This is a genomic window from Thermosynechococcus sp. PKX95 (assembly GCF_031583295.1).
GTDB lineage: Bacteria > Cyanobacteriota > Cyanobacteriia > Thermosynechococcales > Thermosynechococcaceae > Thermosynechococcus.
This window is the reverse complement of the sequence record NZ_CP134171.1, coordinates 1,506,145-1,526,489: the sequence shown is the minus strand read 5'-3', so window position 1 is coordinate 1,526,489 and position 20,345 is coordinate 1,506,145. Positions and strand designations below refer to the sequence as shown.

At 54.0% G+C, this 20,345-nt stretch carries 27 protein-coding genes, 1 tRNA gene and 1 riboswitch; of the genes, 7 read left to right on the top strand and 21 right to left on the bottom strand.

What is annotated here, in order from left to right:
* Positions 1-7: 7 nt before the first annotated feature.
* Genes RHH81_RS07445 through RHH81_RS07435 form a run of 3 tightly spaced genes read right to left on the bottom strand, consistent with a single transcriptional unit; the run spans position 8 to position 2,413 of the window.
* The gene (locus RHH81_RS07445; RefSeq protein WP_206199625.1) at positions 8-385 is read right to left on the bottom strand and encodes a CrcB family protein; all 378 of its coding nucleotides are present in this window, start codon (positions 383-385) and stop codon (positions 8-10) included.
* Complete coding sequence (crcB, locus tag RHH81_RS07440; protein ID WP_206199624.1) at positions 372-794, bottom strand: fluoride efflux transporter CrcB; 423 nt, start codon at positions 792-794, stop codon at positions 372-374. Before crcB ends, RHH81_RS07445 begins: the two co-directional genes overlap by 14 nt.
* 5 nt (positions 795-799) lie before the next feature.
* A complete protein-coding gene (locus tag RHH81_RS07435) occupies positions 800-2,413 on the bottom strand; it encodes a cation:proton antiporter (RefSeq protein WP_310742834.1) in 1,614 nt (537 codons plus the stop codon).
* Positions 2,414-2,551: 138 nt separating this feature from the next.
* Here RHH81_RS07435 and RHH81_RS07430 point away from each other — a divergent pair, with 138 nt between their 5' ends.
* Together RHH81_RS07430 and RHH81_RS07425 are read left to right on the top strand one after the other, a co-directional pair.
* On the top strand, positions 2,552-3,343 hold the full coding sequence (locus RHH81_RS07430) for a proteasome-type protease (protein ID WP_190278070.1): 792 nt from the start codon (positions 2,552-2,554) through the stop codon (positions 3,341-3,343).
* A 12-nt stretch (positions 3,344-3,355) separates the two neighbouring features.
* Positions 3,356-3,763, top strand: a complete 408-nt coding sequence (locus tag RHH81_RS07425) for a ferredoxin (protein ID WP_149820658.1) — start codon at positions 3,356-3,358, stop codon at positions 3,761-3,763.
* Here RHH81_RS07425 and RHH81_RS07420 read toward each other — a convergent pair.
* The 3 genes from RHH81_RS07420 to RHH81_RS07410 all read right to left on the bottom strand — a co-directional run bounded on the left by RHH81_RS07420 (position 3,645) and on the right by RHH81_RS07410 (position 5,719).
* A complete protein-coding gene (locus RHH81_RS07420) occupies positions 3,645-4,226 on the bottom strand; it encodes a helix-turn-helix domain-containing protein (RefSeq protein WP_310453581.1) in 582 nt (193 codons plus the stop codon). The two genes, RHH81_RS07425 and RHH81_RS07420, sit on opposite strands and share 119 nt — an antisense overlap.
* On the bottom strand, positions 4,223-5,395 hold the full coding sequence (locus RHH81_RS07415) for an ABC transporter ATP-binding protein (protein WP_310742833.1): 1,173 nt from the start codon (positions 5,393-5,395) through the stop codon (positions 4,223-4,225). The genes RHH81_RS07420 and RHH81_RS07415 overlap by 4 nt, the downstream gene beginning before the upstream one ends.
* Positions 5,396-5,458: 63 nt before the next feature.
* A complete protein-coding gene (locus tag RHH81_RS07410) occupies positions 5,459-5,719 on the bottom strand; it encodes a sulfiredoxin (RefSeq protein ID WP_310742832.1) in 261 nt (86 codons plus the stop codon).
* A gap of 145 nt (positions 5,720-5,864) precedes the next feature.
* On the opposite strand from RHH81_RS07410, the gene RHH81_RS07405 reads away from it, so the two are divergent.
* Positions 5,865-7,199: an alkaline phosphatase PhoX gene (locus RHH81_RS07405; RefSeq protein WP_206199620.1), complete on the top strand. Its 1,335-nt coding sequence runs from the start codon at positions 5,865-5,867 to the stop codon at positions 7,197-7,199.
* A gap of 93 nt (positions 7,200-7,292) precedes the next feature.
* Here the strand turns inward: RHH81_RS07405 and RHH81_RS07400 are convergent, their stop codons facing one another.
* The 6 genes from RHH81_RS07400 to RHH81_RS07375 form a co-directional block, all read right to left on the bottom strand.
* Entirely contained in the window at positions 7,293-7,736 is a 444-nt protein-coding gene (locus RHH81_RS07400; protein WP_206199619.1) for a DUF4278 domain-containing protein, read from the bottom strand.
* 39 nt (positions 7,737-7,775) lie between these two features.
* Positions 7,776-7,888, bottom strand: a riboswitch (Glutamine riboswitch).
* Positions 7,889-8,062: 174 nt separating this feature from the next.
* Positions 8,063-8,326: a 50S ribosomal protein L27 gene (gene rpmA / locus RHH81_RS07395; RefSeq protein WP_206199618.1), complete on the bottom strand. Its 264-nt coding sequence runs from the start codon at positions 8,324-8,326 to the stop codon at positions 8,063-8,065.
* A 1-nt stretch (position 8,327) separates the two neighbouring features.
* Complete coding sequence (rplU, locus tag RHH81_RS07390; protein WP_206199617.1) at positions 8,328-8,663, bottom strand: 50S ribosomal protein L21; 336 nt, start codon at positions 8,661-8,663, stop codon at positions 8,328-8,330.
* Between the two features lie 118 nt (positions 8,664-8,781).
* Positions 8,782-9,186: an FHA domain-containing protein gene (locus RHH81_RS07385; RefSeq protein ID WP_206199616.1), complete on the bottom strand. Its 405-nt coding sequence runs from the start codon at positions 9,184-9,186 to the stop codon at positions 8,782-8,784.
* Between the two features lie 42 nt (positions 9,187-9,228).
* Positions 9,229-9,675, bottom strand: a complete 447-nt coding sequence (locus tag RHH81_RS07380; protein WP_206199615.1) for an Rrf2 family transcriptional regulator — start codon at positions 9,673-9,675, stop codon at positions 9,229-9,231.
* Positions 9,672-11,207 (bottom strand): SagB/ThcOx family dehydrogenase, encoded by a 1,536-nt coding sequence (locus RHH81_RS07375; protein ID WP_206199614.1) that lies wholly within the window; start codon positions 11,205-11,207, stop codon positions 9,672-9,674. The genes RHH81_RS07380 and RHH81_RS07375 overlap by 4 nt, the downstream gene beginning before the upstream one ends.
* A gap of 121 nt (positions 11,208-11,328) precedes the next feature.
* Here RHH81_RS07375 and RHH81_RS07370 point away from each other — a divergent pair, with 121 nt between their 5' ends.
* Positions 11,329-11,859, top strand: a complete 531-nt coding sequence (locus RHH81_RS07370) for a pentapeptide repeat-containing protein (RefSeq protein WP_206199613.1) — start codon at positions 11,329-11,331, stop codon at positions 11,857-11,859.
* Here RHH81_RS07370 and cbiE read toward each other — a convergent pair.
* Complete coding sequence (gene cbiE / locus RHH81_RS07365; RefSeq protein WP_206199612.1) at positions 11,850-13,097, bottom strand: precorrin-6y C5,15-methyltransferase (decarboxylating) subunit CbiE; 1,248 nt, start codon at positions 13,095-13,097, stop codon at positions 11,850-11,852. The two genes, RHH81_RS07370 and cbiE, sit on opposite strands and share 10 nt — an antisense overlap.
* The gene (locus RHH81_RS07360; RefSeq protein ID WP_310742831.1) at positions 13,094-13,708 is read right to left on the bottom strand and encodes a cobalt-precorrin-8X methylmutase; all 615 of its coding nucleotides are present in this window, start codon (positions 13,706-13,708) and stop codon (positions 13,094-13,096) included. The genes cbiE and RHH81_RS07360 overlap by 4 nt, the downstream gene beginning before the upstream one ends.
* A gap of 36 nt (positions 13,709-13,744) precedes the next feature.
* Here RHH81_RS07360 and RHH81_RS07355 point away from each other — a divergent pair.
* Together RHH81_RS07355 and RHH81_RS07350 are read left to right on the top strand one after the other, a co-directional pair.
* A tRNA-Ser gene (locus RHH81_RS07355) sits at positions 13,745-13,829 on the top strand.
* A gap of 150 nt (positions 13,830-13,979) precedes the next feature.
* Positions 13,980-14,276: a hypothetical protein gene (locus RHH81_RS07350; RefSeq protein WP_206199610.1), complete on the top strand. Its 297-nt coding sequence runs from the start codon at positions 13,980-13,982 to the stop codon at positions 14,274-14,276.
* Here RHH81_RS07350 and murQ read toward each other — a convergent pair.
* The 5 genes from murQ to RHH81_RS07325 form a co-directional block, all read right to left on the bottom strand.
* Positions 14,273-15,199: an N-acetylmuramic acid 6-phosphate etherase gene (gene murQ / locus RHH81_RS07345; protein WP_206199609.1), complete on the bottom strand. Its 927-nt coding sequence runs from the start codon at positions 15,197-15,199 to the stop codon at positions 14,273-14,275. The genes RHH81_RS07350 and murQ overlap by 4 nt on opposite strands.
* Positions 15,196-15,765: a glyoxalase-like domain protein gene (locus tag RHH81_RS07340; RefSeq protein WP_206199608.1), complete on the bottom strand. Its 570-nt coding sequence runs from the start codon at positions 15,763-15,765 to the stop codon at positions 15,196-15,198. Before RHH81_RS07340 ends, murQ begins: the two co-directional genes overlap by 4 nt.
* A 470-nt stretch (positions 15,766-16,235) precedes the next feature.
* Positions 16,236-17,264 (bottom strand): pyruvate dehydrogenase (acetyl-transferring) E1 component subunit alpha, encoded by a 1,029-nt coding sequence (gene pdhA / locus RHH81_RS07335; RefSeq protein ID WP_206199607.1) that lies wholly within the window; start codon positions 17,262-17,264, stop codon positions 16,236-16,238.
* Positions 17,265-17,392: 128 nt separating this feature from the next.
* The gene (locus RHH81_RS07330) at positions 17,393-17,635 is read right to left on the bottom strand and encodes a hypothetical protein (RefSeq protein ID WP_302676312.1); all 243 of its coding nucleotides are present in this window, start codon (positions 17,633-17,635) and stop codon (positions 17,393-17,395) included.
* Between the two features lie 27 nt (positions 17,636-17,662).
* The gene (locus tag RHH81_RS07325) at positions 17,663-17,995 is read right to left on the bottom strand and encodes a DUF565 domain-containing protein (RefSeq protein ID WP_206199605.1); all 333 of its coding nucleotides are present in this window, start codon (positions 17,993-17,995) and stop codon (positions 17,663-17,665) included.
* 57 nt (positions 17,996-18,052) lie between these two features.
* Here RHH81_RS07325 and RHH81_RS07320 point away from each other — a divergent pair, with 57 nt between their 5' ends.
* Positions 18,053-19,012 (top strand): alpha-E domain-containing protein, encoded by a 960-nt coding sequence (locus tag RHH81_RS07320; RefSeq protein WP_302677938.1) that lies wholly within the window; start codon positions 18,053-18,055, stop codon positions 19,010-19,012.
* A 25-nt stretch (positions 19,013-19,037) separates the two neighbouring features.
* On the opposite strand, the gene RHH81_RS07315 is transcribed toward RHH81_RS07320, so the two are convergent.
* Entirely contained in the window at positions 19,038-19,676 is a 639-nt protein-coding gene (locus tag RHH81_RS07315) for an ATP synthase F0 subunit B (protein WP_206199603.1), read from the bottom strand.
* The gene (gene coaD, locus RHH81_RS07310) at positions 19,631-20,137 is read right to left on the bottom strand and encodes a pantetheine-phosphate adenylyltransferase (protein ID WP_206199602.1); all 507 of its coding nucleotides are present in this window, start codon (positions 20,135-20,137) and stop codon (positions 19,631-19,633) included. The genes RHH81_RS07315 and coaD overlap by 46 nt, the downstream gene beginning before the upstream one ends.
* Between the last annotated feature and the right edge of the window lie 208 nt (positions 20,138-20,345).

Below are 20,345 nucleotides of genomic sequence, written 5' to 3'. Positions count from 1 at the left end.
CGTTGATCTACATCCAATGGGAGAGGCCAATGCCGGCTTCCACACAGAGAAACCCGAGGATAGGCGTACTCAGCCAGTACAGCCACGCAATGCGGGGGTAGCCTTCACGGCGCAGGTTCGATACCTCGAGGGTAAACGTAGAAAAGGTGGTCAAAGACCCCAAAAAACCGACAGTGATGCCATGGCTGAGCCACAGCGGTGCCCCCCAACGGGCTAAAACAGGGCTCAAAAAGCCCATAAGAAAGGCACCCATGAGATTCATGCTCAGGGTACCGAAGACAAGGGTGCCAAAGCGGCGATCGCTCCACAGACCCACATAATATCTGGCCAAGGCACCGGGCACCGCTCCAATGGCAATGGCCAATACACTCTCAGGTGCGATCATCCCACTTCTCCCAATGGGCTAGACTCCGCAGCGTTAGGCGGCTGCCCAACTCCAGTGCTAATAATCCCAGCCCTGTACTGCCGAGCCAGTAAAAACCCTCGACTGCCGCATCTGTGATTCCCAAGAGCTTGTCGTTATCCAACTCGTAGGATGAAAAGGTTGTGTAGGAACCAATAAACCCCGTTGTCAATAGCAAGCGCAAATCGGGATGCAGGACAAAGGTGCGGGCAAAGGCAAGGGGAGCAATCACCCCCAGCAGAAAGCAACCCGTGACATTGACGACGAGCGTAGCAAAGGGCACATTACCCGTAAGATAGGGTTCCAAATAGGCCTCTAGTAAAAAGCGGCTTAAGGCCCCCGGAATCGCACCCAAACTGACAGCTAAGGCCGGTCGCAATCGGGGATGCATAGGGATCACGAGCGGGGTTCCTCCACAATCAGCACGGGTCGGGTTGAGGTCTCAAGAATACTCTGGCACACAGATCCCATGAGCACGCGCTTCAGACCCCCTTGACCATGTTTGCCAAGGATAATTTCGGTCACGTTGTAGAGGGTTGCCGTATCCAAAATGGCTTGGGGAATTGGGCCAGCGGTCACAATGAAACGATAGCGAATGTCTGCGAGGTACTGCTTGACTTGGGCTTGGAGTGTGGCCACTGCCTTGGGATCAGGAACATCCTGCACATGGAGCACAATCACTTCCGCATCAGCACGCCGCGCTAATTCCGCCGTCTTTTGGAGAACGTAGGGGGTGACACTCGAAACATCCACCGGTGCTAAGAGCACAACCCGTGGTTGCAGCAGAACTTTGGTGGCATCCACCTCGCCCTTTTGCAGGAGCTTTGGTGCAAACGTGGGAATTGCCCATGCCCCCAAGGGAGCCGTAATCAGGATCGAGAGAACCGCGATCGCCAGCATCGTTTCACCCCCCGCCACCCCAGCGGATAAGGGTAAAGCACCGATCGCCGCTTGCACCGTTGCCTTTGCGGAATTCCCCGGCAGCAAAAAGAGGCGTTCGGAGAGTGTCCAATGACTGCCAAGGGTGGAAAGATACCAACCGATGCCCCGCCCAATCAAGGTACCCACCGCCAAAATCACCAAACCCACACCGAGGGAACTTTGCAACACCCCCAACTGGACACTGGCACCCAACAGCACGAAGAGAAAAATCTCTGCCACCTGCCACAGCACATCAAAGCCGCCCCGCAATTGCCGCGCTAGGGGGGCATCCATCTCAATCAAGAAGAAGCCGGCACTCATCACCGCAAGGTAGCCGGAAAACAACGGCAGGCGATCGGCCAAGCCCACCGCTCCCAAGGCCACTGCTGCTGCCACGAGGGTTGTTTGCACCCGATTTTGACTCCAGTTTTGCTTGACCAACAAAAAGACCAGCGCCCAGGCCAAGCCATAGCCCACGATCAAGCCACCACCAATTTCAAGGAGTGCCTGCACACTCACCCCCAAGGCGGGCGGCAAAGCCCCTAGGAATCCTCCCTCATGCTCAGACCCCATCAGCAGACTAAACAGCAGCAGTATGACTACATCGGAAATAGCACTGCCCGAGAGAATCGCATCACTAATCCCCTTGTCCACGCCCCAGCCCAAACTTTTTAGCCGTAGCATGCCCGGCACAATGACAGCCGGGGACTCCGGTGCCACGATCGCCCCCAACAATAGCCCTTGGCGCAAATCAAATCCCAGTAGCAGCATCGCCACCCCAGCCACAACGACCATTTCACACAGTGCGGGTAATACCCCGAGGCGTAGCGCCACCGTGCCCTGTTGTGCCAACTTCTGACGATCCAAGCCCAGCCCCGCCTTCATCAAAATCACCATCACCGCAACAGCACGGAAGGTGGGGGCTGCCGTTAGGACATCGGTTTGCAACAGATTCAAGGCCGCAGGCCCGAGGACAATCCCCACGAGAATCATGCCGATCAAGGCCGGTGCCCCTAGTCGCCGTGCCAACTGACCCCCAAAGAATCCCAGCATGAGAATCAGGGCAAGGGTTTCTAGAATGGCTGACATCGCTGCAAACTTCGCTGTGACACCGAACCCTACCCTATCGGATGATCAGGTCAATTTCCAATGCCCAGCGTCCGTAGCGATCGCTGCAAATCCCTTATACACTCTATAGTGCTTGGTTATTGGCGGAGCATAGGCAAAATGACATATTGCTTGGGAATTCTCACCACGTCGGGTCTGGTGATGGCGGCAGACTCTCGCACCAATGCGGGGGTGGATTACATTTCCACCTATCAGAAACTCTTTGATTTTTCGGTGCCGGGGGAGCGGGTGATTGTCATTTGTACCGCTGGTAACCTTTCAATTACTCAGGAAGTGCTCACGCTCATTCGTCGTGATCTCAAGGGTCAGTTGGAGCACAGTCTCAACTCGCTGCCCAATATGTACGAGGTAGCCCGCTATGTCGGTGGTAAGCTGCGGGAGGTCACCGATAGTCATCGCCCTTGGTTGGCCAAAGATAACATTGACTACCAATGCACCTTTCTGGTGGGGGGGCAAATTCGTGGCGAGGAACCCTACCTCTACCTGATCTACAGTCAGGGCAACTTTCTGCAAGCGACCCCCGAAACTCCCTTTCTTCAAATTGGTGAAACAAAATATGGCAAGCCGATTTTAGACCGCACGTTGCGCTTCGATACGCCGGTAGATGCGGCGGCAAAGTATGCACTGCTCTCCCTTGATTCAACGATGAAATCCAATATCTCCGTCGGCCCTCCCCTTGACCTGATCATGTACCGCACCGATAGCTTTCAGATCTGTCACCGCGCCGAATTTGTCTTGGGTGATCCTTTTTTGTCGAAGGTGCGGCAGTTCTGGGAGGCCTCCCTGCGGCGAGCTTTTGAGGAAATGCCCGACATTGAATGGAATCGGCGTCAACCCTCCCCCACGTCCTCAATGGTGCTACCAACACCAGAAACCCTTGTTGCAGATTAGAAAAAGCCAACTATGACATCTCCTTCGTTAGCGCAGCAAGTAGCAGCTCTCGGCATTGATCACATTCAGCGGCATCTATTCCTATGTGCTGATCAAACCAAACCCCTGTGCTGTGACAAGGCAGTGGGTTTAGAAGCATGGGAGTATTTGAAAAAACGCCTCAAGGAATTGGGCTTGGATCAACCGCGCCCAGAGGGCTGTATTTTTCGCACAAAGGCCAATTGCCTACGGGTGTGTCAACAGGGCCCCATTTTAGTGGTCTATCCCGATGGCGTCTGGTATCACTCGGCAACGCCAGCAGTTATTGAGCGGGTGATTCAGGAGCATGTGCTGAGGGGGCAGATTGTCCAAGAGTATCTACTGGCGTCACCACCGCCCGAAAGAGCAGGCGATCGCCCCACCAATAGCCCGCATGGCTAATGCGCACAGGGGTGCCTTCCTCTAAGGGCACGCGATCGCTTTGGTGCTGGTGCGGATCAAAGGGAACACAGGCTCCAACCTCACCAATCAACCGAATCCCCCACTGCTCGAGGAGTTGAAACACCGGCTTCACAAGGGGCAAAATTCTCTGGGCGGGGGCAGTGGGGTTTTGGCTAGCGGCGTAGGCGGCAGTGGGCCAGAAACGCAGAAACGGCTCCAGAATCTGAAGGGCTTGGTGTTGCAGGGCAGCCTCAGGGGACGCTTCACCATAAAACCACTGCCAAAACTCCAAGGGCGTCACCCCCAGAACCTGGGCAAGGTGTTCGAGGGTCTCTAGGCGCAAGCGACGCAGCTCCCCTGACCAAATGGCATTGGCTTGGTGGCGGGTAAATCCTTTACGGCGCAGTTGACTCTTGCGGGTAATGCCGGCCATGGCGAGGCGGGCTTGCAGGCGTTGGCTCATGGTTCTAGTCGCTGCCCCGTTTGCTCATCAAAGAAGTGGAAATGCTGGGGATCAGGACGCAAATACAGGCGATCGCCCCGCTGAATCGGCTGTTGTCCTGGTAAGCGCACCCGCAACGTTTCTCCTGTCGCACAGAGGTGAACCGTCAAGCCCGTTTCATGGCCAAGGGCTTCCACGAGATCCACTTGAACGGGCAGGACATCGGTCTCTTCAGCTGTGGCCAGCGCGAAATGTTCTGGACGAATCCCTAACCATGCCTTCGCTGTCGAGGGGAAGGGCGGGTTCAAGGACAACTGCCAATGGTGGTACTGAATCTTCCCTTGGTTGAGGGTCACGGCTAAGAAATTCATTGGCGGTGAGCCAATAAACTCAGCGACAAAGCGATTGGCAGGGCGTTGATACAGGTCGAGGGGGCTGGCAATTTGTTGGATTTGACCTTGGTGCAGCACCACAATGCGATCGCCCATCGTCATTGCTTCCGTTTGATCATGGGTCACATAAATGGTTGTGATGCCCAATTGCTGCTGCAGTTGGACAATTTGAGCGCGGGTTTCGGTGCGCAGCTTGGCATCAAGGTTTGAAAGCGGTTCATCCATCAAAAACACTTGGGGATTGCGGGCCATGGCTCGTCCGAGGGCCACCCGCTGCTTCTGACCACCGGACAGTTGTTTGGGATAGCGATAGAGCAAGTGACCAATTTGCAACATCGCCGCAATCTGCATCACCCGCTGGTGAATCATGCGTTCGCGGGGAAAAGACAGTTGCATCCCCTTGGGGAGCGATCGCGTCCAGCGCGTCAAAGTTGCTTCAATGGGGGCGGGGAGGAGGCCATTCATCTGGGTGTTACGACGCAAGCCAAAGGCCAAGTTGTCATAGACCGTCAAGTGGGGATAAAGAGCATAGCTTTGAAAAACCATGGCAATGTCCCGCGCTTTGGGCGGTAAACCATTGACCACGCGATCGCCCACCCAAATTGTGCCCGTGGTTGGTTCATCCAAACCCGCAATGAGCCGCAGCAGGGTACTTTTGCCACACCCCGAAGGCCCCACCAGCACCAAAAACTCGCCCGCACCGACCCTCAGATCAATCCCTTGCAGCACCGTGACATCATGCCCGCGCTGGGGGTCGCGATAGACCTTGGTCAGTTGTTCAAGGCGTACACCGGTCACGATCGCTATCCTAGAGGGGCTAATTGGCTAGAATCCCACACTGAGGCGAATCTGACAAGATGCCTAGGCAAGGTGCAGCTTCAGTACCGAACGGGGCGCCCGGCGGACTCGTGCCCGAATCGTCGGCAGTCCGAGGCGTTGACAGGCTTCGTAGCGATGACACCCCGAAAAGCCATAGTACTGCCCTTCGACTTCAAGGACATCAATGGGTTCCTGCTGGCCAATTTCCGCAATGGAGGCCATCAACGCTGCGACTTTTGCAGGATCCGTTTGCCGCATCAGGGGACGACGAATGGCATTGAGGGGCAAATCGATCACTCGCATTGACTTATCCAAACTCATTATGACTTTATTTTAGCAAGCGATCTGCAATCGGCCACAAAATGCCCTTGAATAACTTCCTAAGTTTGCAGTAAGACAATAGGGGTCGGCTTTTAGCCGTTGGTTGTGCAGTTTACATGGGTTTTTTATGGGTTTGCAACGTCGTCGCTTCCTCACCCTTGCCGCCGCCGGTATGGGGGCAGCACTGTTTCCCCAAGGATTACAGCTTCTCTATCAACGGGCCGCCCAAGGTGAACTGCTGACCACACGCGGATTTGGCCCCTTGGTGCAGGATCCCAATGGCCTGTTGGATTTGCCGGCAGGCTTTCAGTATCGGGTATTTTCCAAGCTGGGCGATCGCCTGAGTGATGGTACCCCCGTCCCGACGCTCCATGATGGCATGGCCGCCTTCCCCGGCCCCGATGGCACGACCATCCTTGTGCGCAACCATGAGATGTATCCGGGGCTACCCCGTGCCTTTCAGGGGGTGGTGGCTCCCAAGGAGCGGATGTATGACCCCATTGCCCCCGGCGGCACCACTACACTCGTGGTGAGCAAAGATCGGCAACTCCTCAAGCATTACGTTTCTTTGGCCGGTACCTCGCGCAATTGTGGTGGCGGCAAAACCCTTTGGGGCAGTTGGATTAGCTGCGAGGAAACCATTTCCACGCCCGAACATCCTGCCAACCGCGGTCCGGTGCAAAAACGCCACGGCTACAACTTTGAAGTACCGATCAGTGCCCAAGGCCCCGTGACGCCAGTTCCCCTCAAGGCAATGGGGCGCTTTCAACATGAGGCGATCGCCATCGACCCGCAAACGCATATCGTCTATCAAACAGAGGATCGCGGCGATAGTCTCTTTTATCGCTTTATTCCCAAGGAACCCACCAACCTTGCTGCTGGCGGCCAACTCCAAGCCTTGAAAATCAAACGCTACCCGAAAATTAACACCGGTCAGGATTTTCCCCTGCGCAAACCCTTTGAAGTGGAATGGGTAAATATCACCCAGCCTGACCCCCCCCTCGACACCGTGCGCTATGAGGGCTACGACAAAGGGGCAGCCCAATTTGTACGCGGTGAAGGCCTCTGCTACCACAATGGCGAATTTTACTTTACAGCCACCAGTGGTGGTGAAAAGCGGCTAGGCCAAATCTGGCGATACCGCCCCGGTCGCACCGCAGCAGATGGTGGCACGATTGAGCTGTTTGTCGAGTCCCCCGGCAAAGAGGTTCTTGATTATCCCGATAACTTGACGATGGCCCCTTGGGGAGACCTCATTTGCTGCGAAGATGGCGACGATGCCATTAATCGCCTCATTGGTATCACCCCCCAAGGAGAGCTATACACCTTTGCGCGCAATGCCCTCAATGATCAAGAACTGGCGGGGGTTTGCTTCTCACCCGACGGCCAAACCATGTTTGTCAATCTCTACCATCCGGGGATGACCTTTGCCATTTGGGGGCCCTGGGATCGGCGGGGTTAATGCCCACAGCAAAAGGGAGCCAAGAATGACCTGACTCCCTCGTTATTTTCCTACTGACTCAACTCAACACTTCAACCCAGTGTCATTGCTGCCTTAGCTCAGCGCCACAGGGGAGCGATCGTAGGTGGCACCAAAGACGGGGTTAATTTTCCCTTGGATTTGGTTCCAGTAGTGGGCTGCCGTCACCGGCATGCCGATTGCTTCTGCCATCCGGGCAAGGAGGGTTTGTTCACGGCTTTTAATCATCACATGATGTGCCATCGCCAAGGAGCGAGCCATTTCGTTAACCGTTGCTGTCATGGGCACAGAAGCCACATTATCGGCCAAGCGCGCAGCGGGAACACCAGCGGGCTGTTTACCTTTTTGATACTTGACACCCCGATAGGTCATGATTTTTAAGGAGTCTTCCGGTGGATTTGTCGGAGCAGCCACACGATAGGTGCTACCGCGATACTTGGCCACGACATCCGTTGCTTGGGTGTTGATCGCTGGAGGAACGTAGTTGTATTGAACGCCGCGATAAGTAAGAGTCGTCATAATTTTCGCCCCATTTTTATTACAAGGTGGACTGGCTGAGGCGCGTTCCTTCGGGATCTGTTTCCCTACTTCCGTCCCTCGCGAAGGTACAACGCTGACAATTAAACTCGGTCTGAAAAGCGTTTACTGATGTCCTGCGAGAGATGAACGATTTATTTCTGTATCTAATTTAACAATTTCTCGACCTTAAAGCAAGCTGTTCATAGAAATTTACAATAATCGGGTCAACACTTCCTTAGGAGAGTCATTGACTAAGACAACAAAAAAGGCCAACCCCGAGGATTGACCCAATTAGATGATTTTTGAATGTTGATCGGGGAGTGGTTTTAGCCCTCGGCTAGGGGATAGACACTCACGCGCTTGCGATTTTTGCCATAGCGCTCAAAGGTGACCACACCCGCGATCGTTGCAAAAAGAGTATCGTCACTGCCGCGACCGACATTGGCGCCGGGGTGAAACTTTGTCCCCCGCTGCCGTACAAGAATGTGACCGGCCTTAACCACTTCACCACCAAAGCGCTTGACACCCAGACGCTGGGCATTGGAGTCACGACCGTTGCGGGTACTACCTGTTCCTTTCTTGTGTGCCATGTTAACCTCCTAGGGATTCACCGTTAAGACGAATCTCGTTGATCATGATGCGGGTCAGTTCTTGGCGGTGGCCTTGTTTTTTGCGGGTTTTCTTTTTCGGGCGCATCTTATAGACAATCACCTTGGGGCCGCGACGGTGCCCCATCACCGTACCAGAGACAACCGCACCACTAACGTAGGGTTGACCCACGTGGACTTGGCTATCGGTTTGCACCAGCAACACCCGTTCTAGATCAATTGTGCCCTCTGGCTCGACGGGGAGCCGCTCCACATCGTAAAAGCGCCCGGCTTCAACGCGCAGTTGCTTGCCACCGGTCTCAATGATTGCGTATGCCATAGAAACTAAAAAACTCCTTGCCGTGCAGGTGAGGGGATGCGTGCCTCTTGGAAAACCTGTTCCGTGCAAACTCAACAATTTTCCATCATAAAATTTATCCCCTGTGGCTGTCAAACCCCTAGCCAACCCAAGGCAGACTGCCGGTTGAACGTTTGCTCAGTTTGGGGCGCTCATCGAGGGAGATGTCCTTAAACATGTCTGGATAGTAAAAAACAATGAGGGTGGTACCCACACAAATGACATCTTCATGGTGGAGGAGGGTGCTGTGCTGAATTGGCAGGCCATTGAGGAGCGTGCCATTGCGACTGTGGTAATCACTAATGAAATAGAGGGGCTGCCCCTTAAAGAGAAAGGCGTTGATGACGGCATGCACTCGCGAGACGTAGGTATCTTTGAGGAGAATATTGCAATCCAGTTGGCGACCAATCGTCCACTGGCGATCGGGACTGAGAATAACTTCCCGTTTCGGCAAACCACGTTCGCGAATGATCAGCCATGCTTTGGGGTAGGTTGGTGCTGACATGGGTGTCTCCCCCCACTCTGGGATGCCCTTAGCCTAGATCGCCTAGATGACAAACGTTGCCCCATCCCCTTGAGCCGCTTGCCAACTACGGGCATCAAAGTATAAATCCTCAAGGGAGATACTGGCCAAGGCATCCTGAAGTTTTTGGTGGAGTCGTTGCCAGAGACTCAAGGTCACCCAATCCGCTGTGCCATCTTCCGGTTGGGGAGGATGCAAAAACAGGGGGGTCGGCGATTCACCAACGGCAGTAAGGATATCCCGCAGGGAAATGGCGGCCGGGGGACGGGCCAGTTGATAGCCCCCATAGACGCCTCGCAGCGATCGCACCAAGCCAGCCCGCCGCAATTCAATCAAGAGTTTTTCCAGATAGGGGGCAGGAATCTTTTGCCGCTCAGCAATGGCGCGCACGGAGGCAGGCCCATAGTTGGGTAACAAACTCAAGTCCAATAGAGCCTTGATACTGTAGTGGCCACGGGTGGTGAGGGTCACGCTGCTTTGCCAACGGTGGTAATGTACAGAACCGCTTCTTGCGGGGGAATGCCCAAGAGATCGTTGACCTGATCATCAAAGAAACCGCCAATGCCACTGACCCCTAGCCCCAAAGCGGTGGCAGCCAAATTGATCCGCTGTCCAAGGTGGCCAGCATCCATGTGGAGGTAGCGATAAGCCCGTTCCCCATAGCGAGCGATCGCCCGCTCCAGATTGGCGGTATGGAAAATCACCACAGCGGCATCGCGACCGAGGTCTTGATTGAGGCAGAGGAAATGCAACTGCTCTTGAAAGTTCTTGAAGCGAATTTGGCGTAACTCATGCTCGGCCACAGCATAGTAGTAGCAGCCCTCCTCTAGATCCTTGACCCGCGTCACGGCAATAAAGGTTTCCACCAATGTCGGGTCAAAGAAACTAGGGGCTTCATCTAGGCCTTGATCGCGGTAGTCCTGAGGATGGTAGGCAAAGGTGAGCAGGGCAGCCAGTTGATCCACTTCAATCCCTTGGCCACTGTACTGACGAGTCGAGCGCCGCTGCAGAATGGTTTGCTGGAGAGCGGCTAGATTGGTTTCCCAGTCAATGATGGTTTTGCTGAGACTCACCCGCAGACCAAAGGGAAAGTTGTATTTACTAGCAGGGGGTTCAGTAGGCTCCTTGGCAGGGGGGCTGGGAGTCTCTTTGGCCATGCCGTAGATCATGTCACTATTGGTGAGGGCACTGGCACAATGGTAAGCTTTCAGTAGCTCGCCACTGGCGATCGCCCCATAGTCATAGCAGGTGGCAGAGGCCAACACTGCGGGGAACGTGGACAAGTTTTCGCCCACTTCGAGTAAATTGGCAAGGGCAACCACCGCCAACACCCCCTCCTGTTCTGGATCAAGGTAAAGCAGTTCATTCATTTGGGCATCCACAAAACCACCAATGAAGTGAGCGCGAAAGTCATTGATATTGGCGGCCAGTTCCACATTCCCCAAGAGGTGCCCAATGTCGAGGCAAATGCGGCGATAGGCGCGATCGCCATAACGCCAAGCGGAACGGTAAAAGACGGCTGTCACGATCAGCGCAATGTGCGTCCTTTCTAGCGCTGGATGCCAAAGACAAGCGGCCTGTAGGGCTGACCAAGAATAGCTTTGCCACACCTGCACAAGGGCATGGTCTTTCACTTGGTAGTTATAAATGCCAGCGGGAACGGCGGTGTCGTTGCGAGTGAGGAGATAGATTTCCGCTGGATATAGCCCCCCGGCAGAAGGTGCTGCCCGCATATAAAAGGGCTGATTGGGATAGGGAACCACCCCAGTAATGCCATAGGTACAGTACAACAACCGTGAGAGTCGCTGCCAGTGGGGGTGGGCTGCCCCCTGCTCAGGTTCTAAAAACGGCTTGAGGGAGAAGGACTGACCAAGAGGATAGGTTTTGCAGGGACTGGGCTGCCGACTAAAATCGAGCGGTGCTGCCTGTTGGGCTAAGGTCTCAGGGGCGTACTTGGTGCGTTCGTGGTAATGCTGTGCCAAGGAAAGCGGTTGAAACCCCATTGTGGTGCCTCACCAAGTTAAGAAACCATTAAATAAAATGAACTTCCTCAATAAATCCCCCTACAGTCAAAAAGGTTTAGGTAGAAATACTTAGTCACAGTACAACGCTCTTTATACCATTATGGCCAAATTCAGCAATGAGGAACTATTGGCAGCCTATGCAGCGGGGGAACGAGATTTTCGGGGCAGCGATCTGACGGGTCTGAGCCTTTTTGACACCAATCTCAGTGATGCCGATTTCAGTGAGAGTAATTTGGAAAATGCCTATTTGCCCTATTGCCAGTTGAATCGAATTCAAGCGATTGCCACCAATCTACGCCACAGTGAATTAGGGGATGCTCAGTTGTATCAAGCGAACCTTGCGGCAGCGGATCTTGAAGGAGCCAACCTTGTCCGCACCAACCTGCGATCGGCCAATTTGGAACGGGCAAACCTGCAAGGCGCTAATCTTCAGGGGGCGGATCTGCGCTATGCCAATTTGCGACAAGCGAATCTCCAAGGGGCCAACCTGCAACAGGCCAATTTAGAGCAGGCAGATTTAACGGCAGCCCAGGTACAGCGGTGTAATTTTTTTCGGGCAACGGGTGTTGATCTGTCGGCTGCGGTGTGCGATCGCACCACGGTTTATCCCGATGGCTATTTTTACCCCTGACTCAGGGTGATGAGGGTGACTGGATTGAGGGGATGGAGGCGGTGGCCTTGACCCAAGGGAACGGAGCGGCTGAGTTGCACGTGTAGCACTTGCGGGCTGATTTGCTGGGTTTGACACCAGTGGAGAACTTGGCCTTGGTGTTCGAGGGTGGCGATCGCCAGCACCAACCGGCCGCCAGCTTTCAAGTGTGACCAACAATAGTCGAGATTGGCCAGTAATTGGGCACCACTGCCGCCAATAAACACGCGATCCGGTTGCGGCAAGCCACTGAGGCTCTGGGGTGCTGCTCCTTGGATTGGGATCAGATTGGTCAAACCAAAAGCCTTGCGGTTGCGCTCAATCAGTTGAAAGCCAATCGCCGTTTTCTCGATCGCATAGATGGTGGCTTGGGGGGCAAGGCGGGCGATTTCCACAGCAACACTGCCGGTGCCGGCGCCCACATCCCAAACGGTTTCGATAGTGCCGGTGAGGGCAAGTTCCGCCAAGGCCAATACCCGCACTTCCCGCTTTGTCATCAAGCTGGGGCGATCGCCAAAGGTGAAAAATTGATCATCCCCTAGGCCAAAAACGGGCTGTTCCCGAGGGGGTAGGTGCTGGGGTTGACGCAGGAGCACCACCAAATTCAGCGGATGTACCGGCGGAAGCATTGTCACTGGTTGGGCTAAGTCCCACGGCAGAATGGCTTCGTCTGCACTACCCAAGGCCTGACACACCCACGCCCGATAGGACACCGGCAGGTGCAATGCTTGGTATAAGCGGCTAATGGCAGCAATATTAGCCTCACCATCGGTATAGATGGCAATTTTCTCCACCCCCCGCTGCAACAGCGGCACCAACCCCGCTAAATCGCGACCATGGGCACTGTAGATCACGGCATCCTGCCAAGGGAGCTTGAGCCGACTAAAGGCCAACTGCACCGCACTGAGGTGGGGATGAAACGTCAACTGATCGGGAGTAAAGACTTCGAGCAGCCAGCGTCCCAGCCCGTAAAACAGGGGATCGCCACTGGTGAGAATGACCACTTGGGGGTTCGGGGTTGTTGCCAAGTGGGTTTGAATCGCCTTGAAACTGGCGTTAAAGTCCCGTAGAGACAAGCGGCGGGCGTCTCCATGGGGAATCAACTGAAGATGGCGATCGCTCCCCACCAAAAGCGTCGCTGTGCGAATAATTTCCTGAACTGTTTCCCCCAACCCTGCCAGCCCCTCTAGGCCAATGCCCACCACATGAATCGGGGTCACACTGACTCCTTGCTATCGGCCAACTCCAGCAGGGCATTCACAATCGCTGCCGCCACAGGCGATCCCCCCTTGCGACCGGCAACACGAATTTGAGGCACGGGCAGTTGGGCAAGGGCTGCTTTTGACTCTACAACATTGACAAAGCCAACCGGGACACCAATGACGCCCGCCGGCGGTACACGGGTTTGTTGCAGGCGATCGCACAGGGCAAGGAGCGCCGTTGGCGCATTCCCAACCACAAACAGGGCATCGGGCCACTGTTGCCAAGCGCGGATCATCCCTGCTTCGCTGCGGGTTTGATCGGGAGCGGTGTGGCTGCCATCGTCAAGGGCGGTAATAATTGGATTCTGAAAGGTACGGCTGACCATGGTTTGAATGCCGACCCTGACCATGGCCACATCGGTAATAATCGGCACACCTGAGCGCAGGGCTTGTGTCATGTGGGCGATCGCCCCCGGCGAAATCTCCAGCAGGTTCTTAAACTCAAAATCTGCCGTGCTGTGGATAATTCGCCGCAAAATCGCATAGCTTGGGGCATCAAAGGGGTGAGGACCGATCTCGCGATCAATGATGGCAAAACTGGCTTGGGCAATGGGATGCAGCAGAGACACAGGACTTCTGATAGGATAGTAGAACTGCCTAAACGTGGAGAGATGGCCGAGTGGTCGAAGGCGCAGCACTGGAAATGCTGTGTGGGGCAACTCACCGAGGGTTCGAATCCCTCTCTCTCCGTCCTATTGTTATCTTGCCACTACAGGGGGTATCCCTTGCTGCAACCAAGGGAGAGGTGGCTGCCCTAAAATAGAAAACATAGAGAATACTCCCAACGCAGTTAGGGGTTCTTAAGTGCTTAATTTCTAACCCCCTTGAGGATTCTTTACTATGCGTTTCTCCTCAATCCCTTGGATAGTAATTGCCAGTATGCTGCCTGCTGTACCTGTCTTTGCTAATTCCGCTGCCATTGGCACGATTCAAGTTAGCCCCGAGTTGCGATCGGCACTGCAATCAGCCCCCGATCCTGCGGCAAACCCCAATGCTGTCCCACCTGCGAGTAATATGGCAGAGATTGAAAACAGCCTAGAGATTTCGCCTGTGCCTACTCGCCCCGATCCAAAGGTGTACAGGCAGTTTGAGGAACCCCGCAATAATCGCGGTCTTGGCTTCAAAGTGGGCATTTAGGGGTTCAGGGCAGCACTTTTGGCCGCGTGCAGTTGGCCATTGTGTTGATCGAGTAGAGCTTGAGCGGCAAGGGCATCCAGTTCTGTCCAGTACATGAGCAGGGCACGCTTCACTTGGTAGCCACTGCGTTCGAGGAGAGCTGCTGCTGCTGCGCGATCAATCCCCGTGAGATCCGTGAGAATCCGCAGGGCACGATCCAAGAGCTTACGATTGGTGACCGCCACATCCACCATGCGGTTGCCATAGACTTTGCCCAACTGCACCATCACCCCCGTGGAAATGATATTCAGTGCCATTTTTGTGGCAGTACCGGCTTTCAAACGGGTGGATCCAGCAAGGAGTTCAGGCCCCACCAGTAGGCGAATGTCAATGTCGGCAGCCCGCTGTACCTGATCCGAGGGAACACAGGCCATAAAGACCGTAAGTGCCCCTACTGCTTGCGCTGCATCCAGTGCCCCATGAACATAGGGAGTGGTTCCGCCAGCGGTAATACCCATCACCACATCTTGGGCAGTAATCTGGCAATCGCCCACCACGGCGGCGCCATCTTCGTAGCGATCCTCAAGGCCTTCGGAACTGCGCACAAGGGCAGCCTCACCGCCGGCCAGAATGCCTTGAACCAAATGGGGCGGTGTACAAAAGGTGGGTGGACATTCCGCAGCATCCAAAACCCCCAAGCGACCACTGGTGCCGGCACCAACGTAGAAGAGGCGTCCCCCTTGGCGGAGGCGGGCTGCTGTGGCGGTAATGGTTTGGGCTAAGACCTCGCGGGCTTGGGCGATCGCCCGCAGCGTTTGGGCATCTTCCTGATTAAACAGATCAACTAGTTCCAAGGGAGTGAGCTGATCCAGATTCTGGCTGGCGGGATTGATCTGCTCCGTCAAGAGATGACCACGACTAGGGAGTTCTTGGAGGTCTGTCATGGCCGCGCCGAAATTTCTGCCATTTCAATCACGGTGCCGTCGTAGTCCTTGACAAGGAAATTGAGGGGGCGATCGCTGCGCATTTTGTAGCGCAACTGCCGCCGTTGAATCCGCAGCAATAGGAGTTCGAGGCACTCACGGTCAAAGCAGACATGGCGCTGACGGTGGCGTTCCCCCTTGCTGGCACCACTAATGACATGCAGTTGCGTATTTTTCTTGAGTTGGTACCACAACCCATCACTAGGGCTGGGGCGCTTGGGGCTGCTGTAGCTCAAGGCCGAGGGCACATAGAGCGGATCCATCGAAGCCACGCCAAGGGTTTGCTCATAGTTGTAGTAGTAGTGCAGCGGTACATCAGCGATCGGCAAATGCAACTCCTGCTCGTAGAACTGCCGCGCGTGCTCCAAATCCGAGACCATGATCGTATAGACCTTGGGGGCACTGGACAAAAAGAGCCACATCGCCCCTGCGTAGCCCATCAGCAGCATGATCATGATCCCCTGGGTGGAGAATACCCCATCCCAGAGACCATCCAGCCAGGCAAACAAAGGAGGAGTCAACAACATGCCAATGTTCTAGGGAAAGCTCCTTTTATTCTAGTGACTATCCTAGTCAACAGACCCAGCAATGGTTTATTCATTGATAAAAATATATTCTTGACGTTGCTGAGACTGGGATCAGCCAAGGGCTGTAGGGAGGTGGGGCTAGGTTATAATCCCTTAATCTGTAAATAATGTTCTCTTAAACACGAGTTTCCCCTAGAACTGTCGTTGTGAGCTATGCCCCTCAGCGCATTTCGCCAGACGAGTGTTTACCAAAAGACAACACCCCAGCCCCCTGCAACATGCCAAATTCCACTTATTTGTGTTTGCGGTTGCTTCTTAGGCATTTGTTTCCTAGTGTTCAGTGGACTTGGCCAACAGTGGGATATTGCTTTGTCCGAGATTGTCCGAACCGTTTTACCGCGTGAGTTTGCTCCTGTTGCAAAATTGTCCTATTTTTCGGGCAATGCCCCCGTTGCTGGCAGCGGCCCAACCTATTCATCCGCAAAGATGTAGTCGTAGAGTTCTTCGGGCTTAGGCTCAGGACTTTCCTCGGCAAAGGCCACAGCATCATCCACAATCGCTTGTACTTTTTGCTCAATGGCACGCAGGTCTTCGCTAGTGGCCAGTTCCTGCTCCACGAGGTAGGCGCCCAGCTTTTTGATCGGATCGCGCTTCAGCCAAAATTCTTTCTCTTCTTTGGAGCGCAGTTCATCGGGATCGGCAAGGGAGTGCCCTCGGAAACGGTAGGTCAAAGCTTCAATCAGGGTGGGGCCTTCACCGGCACGGGCGCGGGCGATCGCTGCTTCAGCCACTGTACGCACCGCCAGCACATCCATGCCATCCACTTCCTCACCCACCATGCCAAAGACCTTGGCCTTCTTGTAGATTTCTGTTTCGGAACTGGCACGCTCATGGGCCATACCGATCGCCCACTTGTTATTTTCCACCACGAAAAGAATGGGTAATTTCCAGAGGGCTGCCATATTCAAGCACTCAAAGAACTGGCCATTATTGCTGGCACCATCACCAAAGAAGCAAGCGGTGACCTGATCGGCCTTGGCATCGCCCATCACCTGACGGCGGTACATCGTCTGAAATGCTGCCCCCGTTGCGACTGGAATCCCCTCAGCGACAAAGGCAAAGCCCCCCAAGAGATTATGCTTAGCAGAAAAGAGGTGCATTGAGCCGCCCCGGCCTTTGCTACACCCCGTCGCCTTGCCAAAGAGTTCAGCCATCACTTCACGGGCAGGAACACCGGCGCTCAGGGCATGAACGTGATCGCGATAGGTACTGCACACGTAATCATCGGGACGCATCGCCTTGATCACACCTGTAGAGACTGCCTCTTGACCGTTGTAGAGGTGGACAAAGCCAAACATCCGCCCCCGGTAGTACATTTCGGCACACTTATCTTCAAAGGTGCGCCCCAGTACCATATCTTCATAGAGCATTAACCCCTGCTCACGAGTAATCGTGGTTTGGGGAATGGACAAAGAGGGCAGACTACGCTCTTGAACCATAGCAGGCAGTGATCAACTTAGGGTAAACGCCGTACCAACAGGGCAAGCCGCCGTTGGCATCACACTATTGTACTCAAATTACAGCCCTTTTCTTAAATATGAGAGTAACAAGGGAATGCCAGCCTCGGCTAATCACAGTAAATGAGTATTCCTGCCCCTTGCTGGTTTGCTAAAAAGAGAAGCAGGATAGATGTGGGCAGCAGCCATTGCCTCTGGTCAAAACGTTTTGCTAGGGTCGTTTGCAGACCGTGCCATGCAGTTTCTAGGATGCAACTGGGTAAGTCTCCTTCCTCTGCGGCGGCGATGAGTGCTTCAAGGTCTGCTGGCGGTTCATTGTCGGGAATGGCGATTAAAATTGCCGCAATACTCATTCATGAGGTTTCCAATTGAATTAGCAACTAACTTCCCAGAAGGAAGGCAACGAGGAACAAACCATAGAGGAGACCGAACTTCAAGGCATTGAGAATTTCGCCAAAGAGAGTTTGCCGCAGTTTCCAGCGATCGCTATAGAACATAGCACTAATCACTTCAGCAATAATTGCTACGATGCTCGAGGCCACAATATCTAAATAGCCCAATTGACCTGCACTCGAGGAAATGGCTAAGCCCAAGAACACCCCAAAGAGAAAGGCAATACTCAGTGTTGCTAGCCGTCGCCACGGATTTTTTAACTGCTCCTGAATCCCGGCGCCTAAACGATCAAGCAGGGTATTAAGACGGGTTTGCTGCATATACTCAGGACGGGAAAAGGTTGCTAGAGTGGGCAGAGAGTGAATGCTTGCCAGTATATGTTAAGTCGTGTTGCCGATGCGGTCTATTGGTTAAATCGCTACATTGAGCGGGCAGAGAATATTGCTCGTTTTGTTGATGTCAACTTGAACATGCTGCTGGATCTGCCCACGAGTCTTTCAAGTCAATGGGATCCCCTAGTGCTAACAACGGGGGATTTGCCCTTTTTTCAGGAACACTATGGCACGGCCACGGCTGAAAATGTGATTCAGTTCCTCACCTTTGACACCACCTATCCCAACTCGATCATCTCCTGTCTGCGGACGGCACGGGAGAATGCCACATCCATTCGCGAGGTGATTTCCTCAGAAATGTGGCAGCAGGTGAATGCCTTCTACACAATGGTGCGGGAGGCGGCTAAAGCCCCGGATCAATTGGAGATTGCTAGCTTTTTGGAGCAAGTGAAACAGGCCAGTCACCTTTTTGCCGGCGTGATGGATAGTACGATGAGCCACAATGAAGCGTGGCACTTTGGTCAAATGGGGCGGCTACTGGAGCGAGCCGATAAGACCTCGCGGATTCTCGATGTGAAATACTATCTGCTGTTGCCCTCAGTGGAAGATGTGGGCACGCCCATTGATGAATTGGGTTGGATTGCGCTCCTCAAGTCCGCCAGTGCCTATGAGATGTATCGTAAACGGGGTTCGCATCGGATTACACCCGCAGGGGTCGCAGAGTTTTTGATTCTCGATGCCGAGTTTCCCCGCGCGATCCGCTTTTGTCTGTTGCAGGTGGAAAAATCCCTCTACAAAATTACAGGGACGCCCTTGGGGAGCTGGCACCAGCCCGTGGAACGCCAACTGGGACGCCTGCGATCGCAACTGGACTATTTGACGATTGATGAAATTATTGGTCAAGGCATGCACGAGTTCCTCGATCACTTGCAGCAGCAAATGAATGAGGTGGATACGCAAATTTTTCAAACGTTTTTTACCCTAGAGCCTGTGAAAGCCCGCTAGCGTGACAATTGAATTGGGGTATTGCCTAGGGTTGACGGTGGGCTTGGTGCTGCTTGAGGTATTGGCGCCCATTTTGAATCACCGCTAGCATTTCCTTGAATTGGCGTTCCATTTCCGCAAGGGTGCGATCGGCATAGGCATCCGCTTCCTGTTGCCGCTCTTGACATTCATGGCGGGTCACTTGGCGCAGATGGGCTAGTTCTTTTTCTGTGTTTTGCCGTAGCAGATTGATTTCCTCGATCGCGCGCTGGCGCATAAACTCCACCTCTTGCTGCACCTGCTGGCGAATTTTTTGGGCTTCGAGTTCTGCCTGCTGGCGAATCCGCAGTTCATCGGCAATTTGGGCAGCGCGTTGCTCTGCGGCACGGATAATTTCTTGGGCGCGGTGCTGGGCCTGTTTAATGATCTCATCCCGCTGATTGAGAATCCGCTGCGCTGTCTTCACTGATTCGGGGATCGCCTGTTCAATGTGGGCAAGTTGGTTTAGGATCTGCTCTTCATCAATGAGTTTGCGGCCGGTCAGCGGGATCTTCGTCCCTTCGAGAATCAGGAGTTCTTCCAGCTTTTCCAATTGTTGCAGGAGTTGCAGCGGTACGGAAGGGACATCAAGCGCTTCATTTACTCCAGTGGTCGTTGAGATGCGATCGGCGTTTGAGTAAAGCATGCTTCTAAATCCTTTGCAACAGTGGCTGGTACTAGATGACGAACATTACCGCCAAATCGGGCAATTTCTTTTACTAAGCTACTACTTAAGAAACTATACTCATTGGACGTGGTGAGGAACACGGTCTCAATCTCTGGCCAGAGGCTTTTATTGGTGTGGGACATCTGCAGCTCGTATTCAAAGTCCGACAGAACCCGTAGCCCCCGCAGAAGAACTGTTGCCTGTTGCGATCGCGCGTACTCAACGGTGAGGCCATCAAAGGTATCCACCCGCACATTTTTTAAGTGGACAGTTGCCGCCTGCACTTGTTTGATCCGCTGCGCCACGCTAAAGAGGGCTTTTTTCTGAGGGTTATGGGCGATCGCCACAATCACTTCACTAAAGAGACGAGCACCCCGCTCAATAATGTCCAAGTGCCCTAGGGTAATGGGATCAAAGCTTCCAGGATAAACAGCAAGCATAGGCGGCTCAATAACGAGATGAGAGGTTAAACAGCATCAAGGGTAAGACAATCATCGCTGATTTCTCGGAACAGCGGATACCATTGCTGCATTGGCAGATCACTCGCGATCGCCCCAGAAATTTTCTGACTGTATCTTTGCCGATCAACCCTACAACCAAGGGGATGAATGATCCCCGTCTGTGGATAGAAATGGAGCTGCTGCAATT

Excerpts from the sequence above, each read along its gene's own strand:
- RHH81_RS07445 (WP_206199625.1), bottom strand. The coding sequence starts at position 385 with ATGATCGCACCTGAGAGTGTATTGGCCATTGCCATTGGAGCGGTGCCC.
- crcB (WP_206199624.1), bottom strand. The coding sequence starts at position 794 with ATGCATCCCCGATTGCGACCGGCCTTAGCTGTCAGTTTGGGTGCGATT.
- RHH81_RS07435 (WP_310742834.1), bottom strand. The coding sequence starts at position 2,413 with ATGTCAGCCATTCTAGAAACCCTTGCCCTGATTCTCATGCTGGGATTC.
- RHH81_RS07430 (WP_190278070.1), top strand. The coding sequence starts at position 2,552 with ATGACATATTGCTTGGGAATTCTCACCACGTCGGGTCTGGTGATGGCG.
- RHH81_RS07425 (WP_149820658.1), top strand. The coding sequence starts at position 3,356 with ATGACATCTCCTTCGTTAGCGCAGCAAGTAGCAGCTCTCGGCATTGAT.
- RHH81_RS07420 (WP_310453581.1), bottom strand. The coding sequence starts at position 4,226 with ATGAGCCAACGCCTGCAAGCCCGCCTCGCCATGGCCGGCATTACCCGC.
- RHH81_RS07410 (WP_310742832.1), bottom strand. The coding sequence starts at position 5,719 with ATGCGAGTGATCGATTTGCCCCTCAATGCCATTCGTCGTCCCCTGATG.
- RHH81_RS07405 (WP_206199620.1), top strand. The coding sequence starts at position 5,865 with ATGGGTTTGCAACGTCGTCGCTTCCTCACCCTTGCCGCCGCCGGTATG.
- RHH81_RS07400 (WP_206199619.1), bottom strand. The coding sequence starts at position 7,736 with ATGACGACTCTTACTTATCGCGGCGTTCAATACAACTACGTTCCTCCA.
- rpmA (WP_206199618.1), bottom strand. The coding sequence starts at position 8,326 with ATGGCACACAAGAAAGGAACAGGTAGTACCCGCAACGGTCGTGACTCC.
- rplU (WP_206199617.1), bottom strand. The coding sequence starts at position 8,663 with ATGGCATACGCAATCATTGAGACCGGTGGCAAGCAACTGCGCGTTGAA.
- RHH81_RS07385 (WP_206199616.1), bottom strand. The coding sequence starts at position 9,186 with ATGTCAGCACCAACCTACCCCAAAGCATGGCTGATCATTCGCGAACGT.
- RHH81_RS07375 (WP_206199614.1), bottom strand. The coding sequence starts at position 11,207 with ATGGGGTTTCAACCGCTTTCCTTGGCACAGCATTACCACGAACGCACC.
- RHH81_RS07370 (WP_206199613.1), top strand. The coding sequence starts at position 11,329 with ATGGCCAAATTCAGCAATGAGGAACTATTGGCAGCCTATGCAGCGGGG.
- RHH81_RS07350 (WP_206199610.1), top strand. The coding sequence starts at position 13,980 with ATGCGTTTCTCCTCAATCCCTTGGATAGTAATTGCCAGTATGCTGCCT.
- murQ (WP_206199609.1), bottom strand. The coding sequence starts at position 15,199 with ATGACAGACCTCCAAGAACTCCCTAGTCGTGGTCATCTCTTGACGGAG.
- RHH81_RS07340 (WP_206199608.1), bottom strand. The coding sequence starts at position 15,765 with ATGTTGTTGACTCCTCCTTTGTTTGCCTGGCTGGATGGTCTCTGGGAT.
- pdhA (WP_206199607.1), bottom strand. The coding sequence starts at position 17,264 with ATGGTTCAAGAGCGTAGTCTGCCCTCTTTGTCCATTCCCCAAACCACG.
- RHH81_RS07330 (WP_302676312.1), bottom strand. The coding sequence starts at position 17,635 with ATGAGTATTGCGGCAATTTTAATCGCCATTCCCGACAATGAACCGCCA.
- RHH81_RS07325 (WP_206199605.1), bottom strand. The coding sequence starts at position 17,995 with ATGCAGCAAACCCGTCTTAATACCCTGCTTGATCGTTTAGGCGCCGGG.
- RHH81_RS07320 (WP_302677938.1), top strand. The coding sequence starts at position 18,053 with ATGTTAAGTCGTGTTGCCGATGCGGTCTATTGGTTAAATCGCTACATT.
- RHH81_RS07315 (WP_206199603.1), bottom strand. The coding sequence starts at position 19,676 with ATGCTTTACTCAAACGCCGATCGCATCTCAACGACCACTGGAGTAAAT.
- coaD (WP_206199602.1), bottom strand. The coding sequence starts at position 20,137 with ATGCTTGCTGTTTATCCTGGAAGCTTTGATCCCATTACCCTAGGGCAC.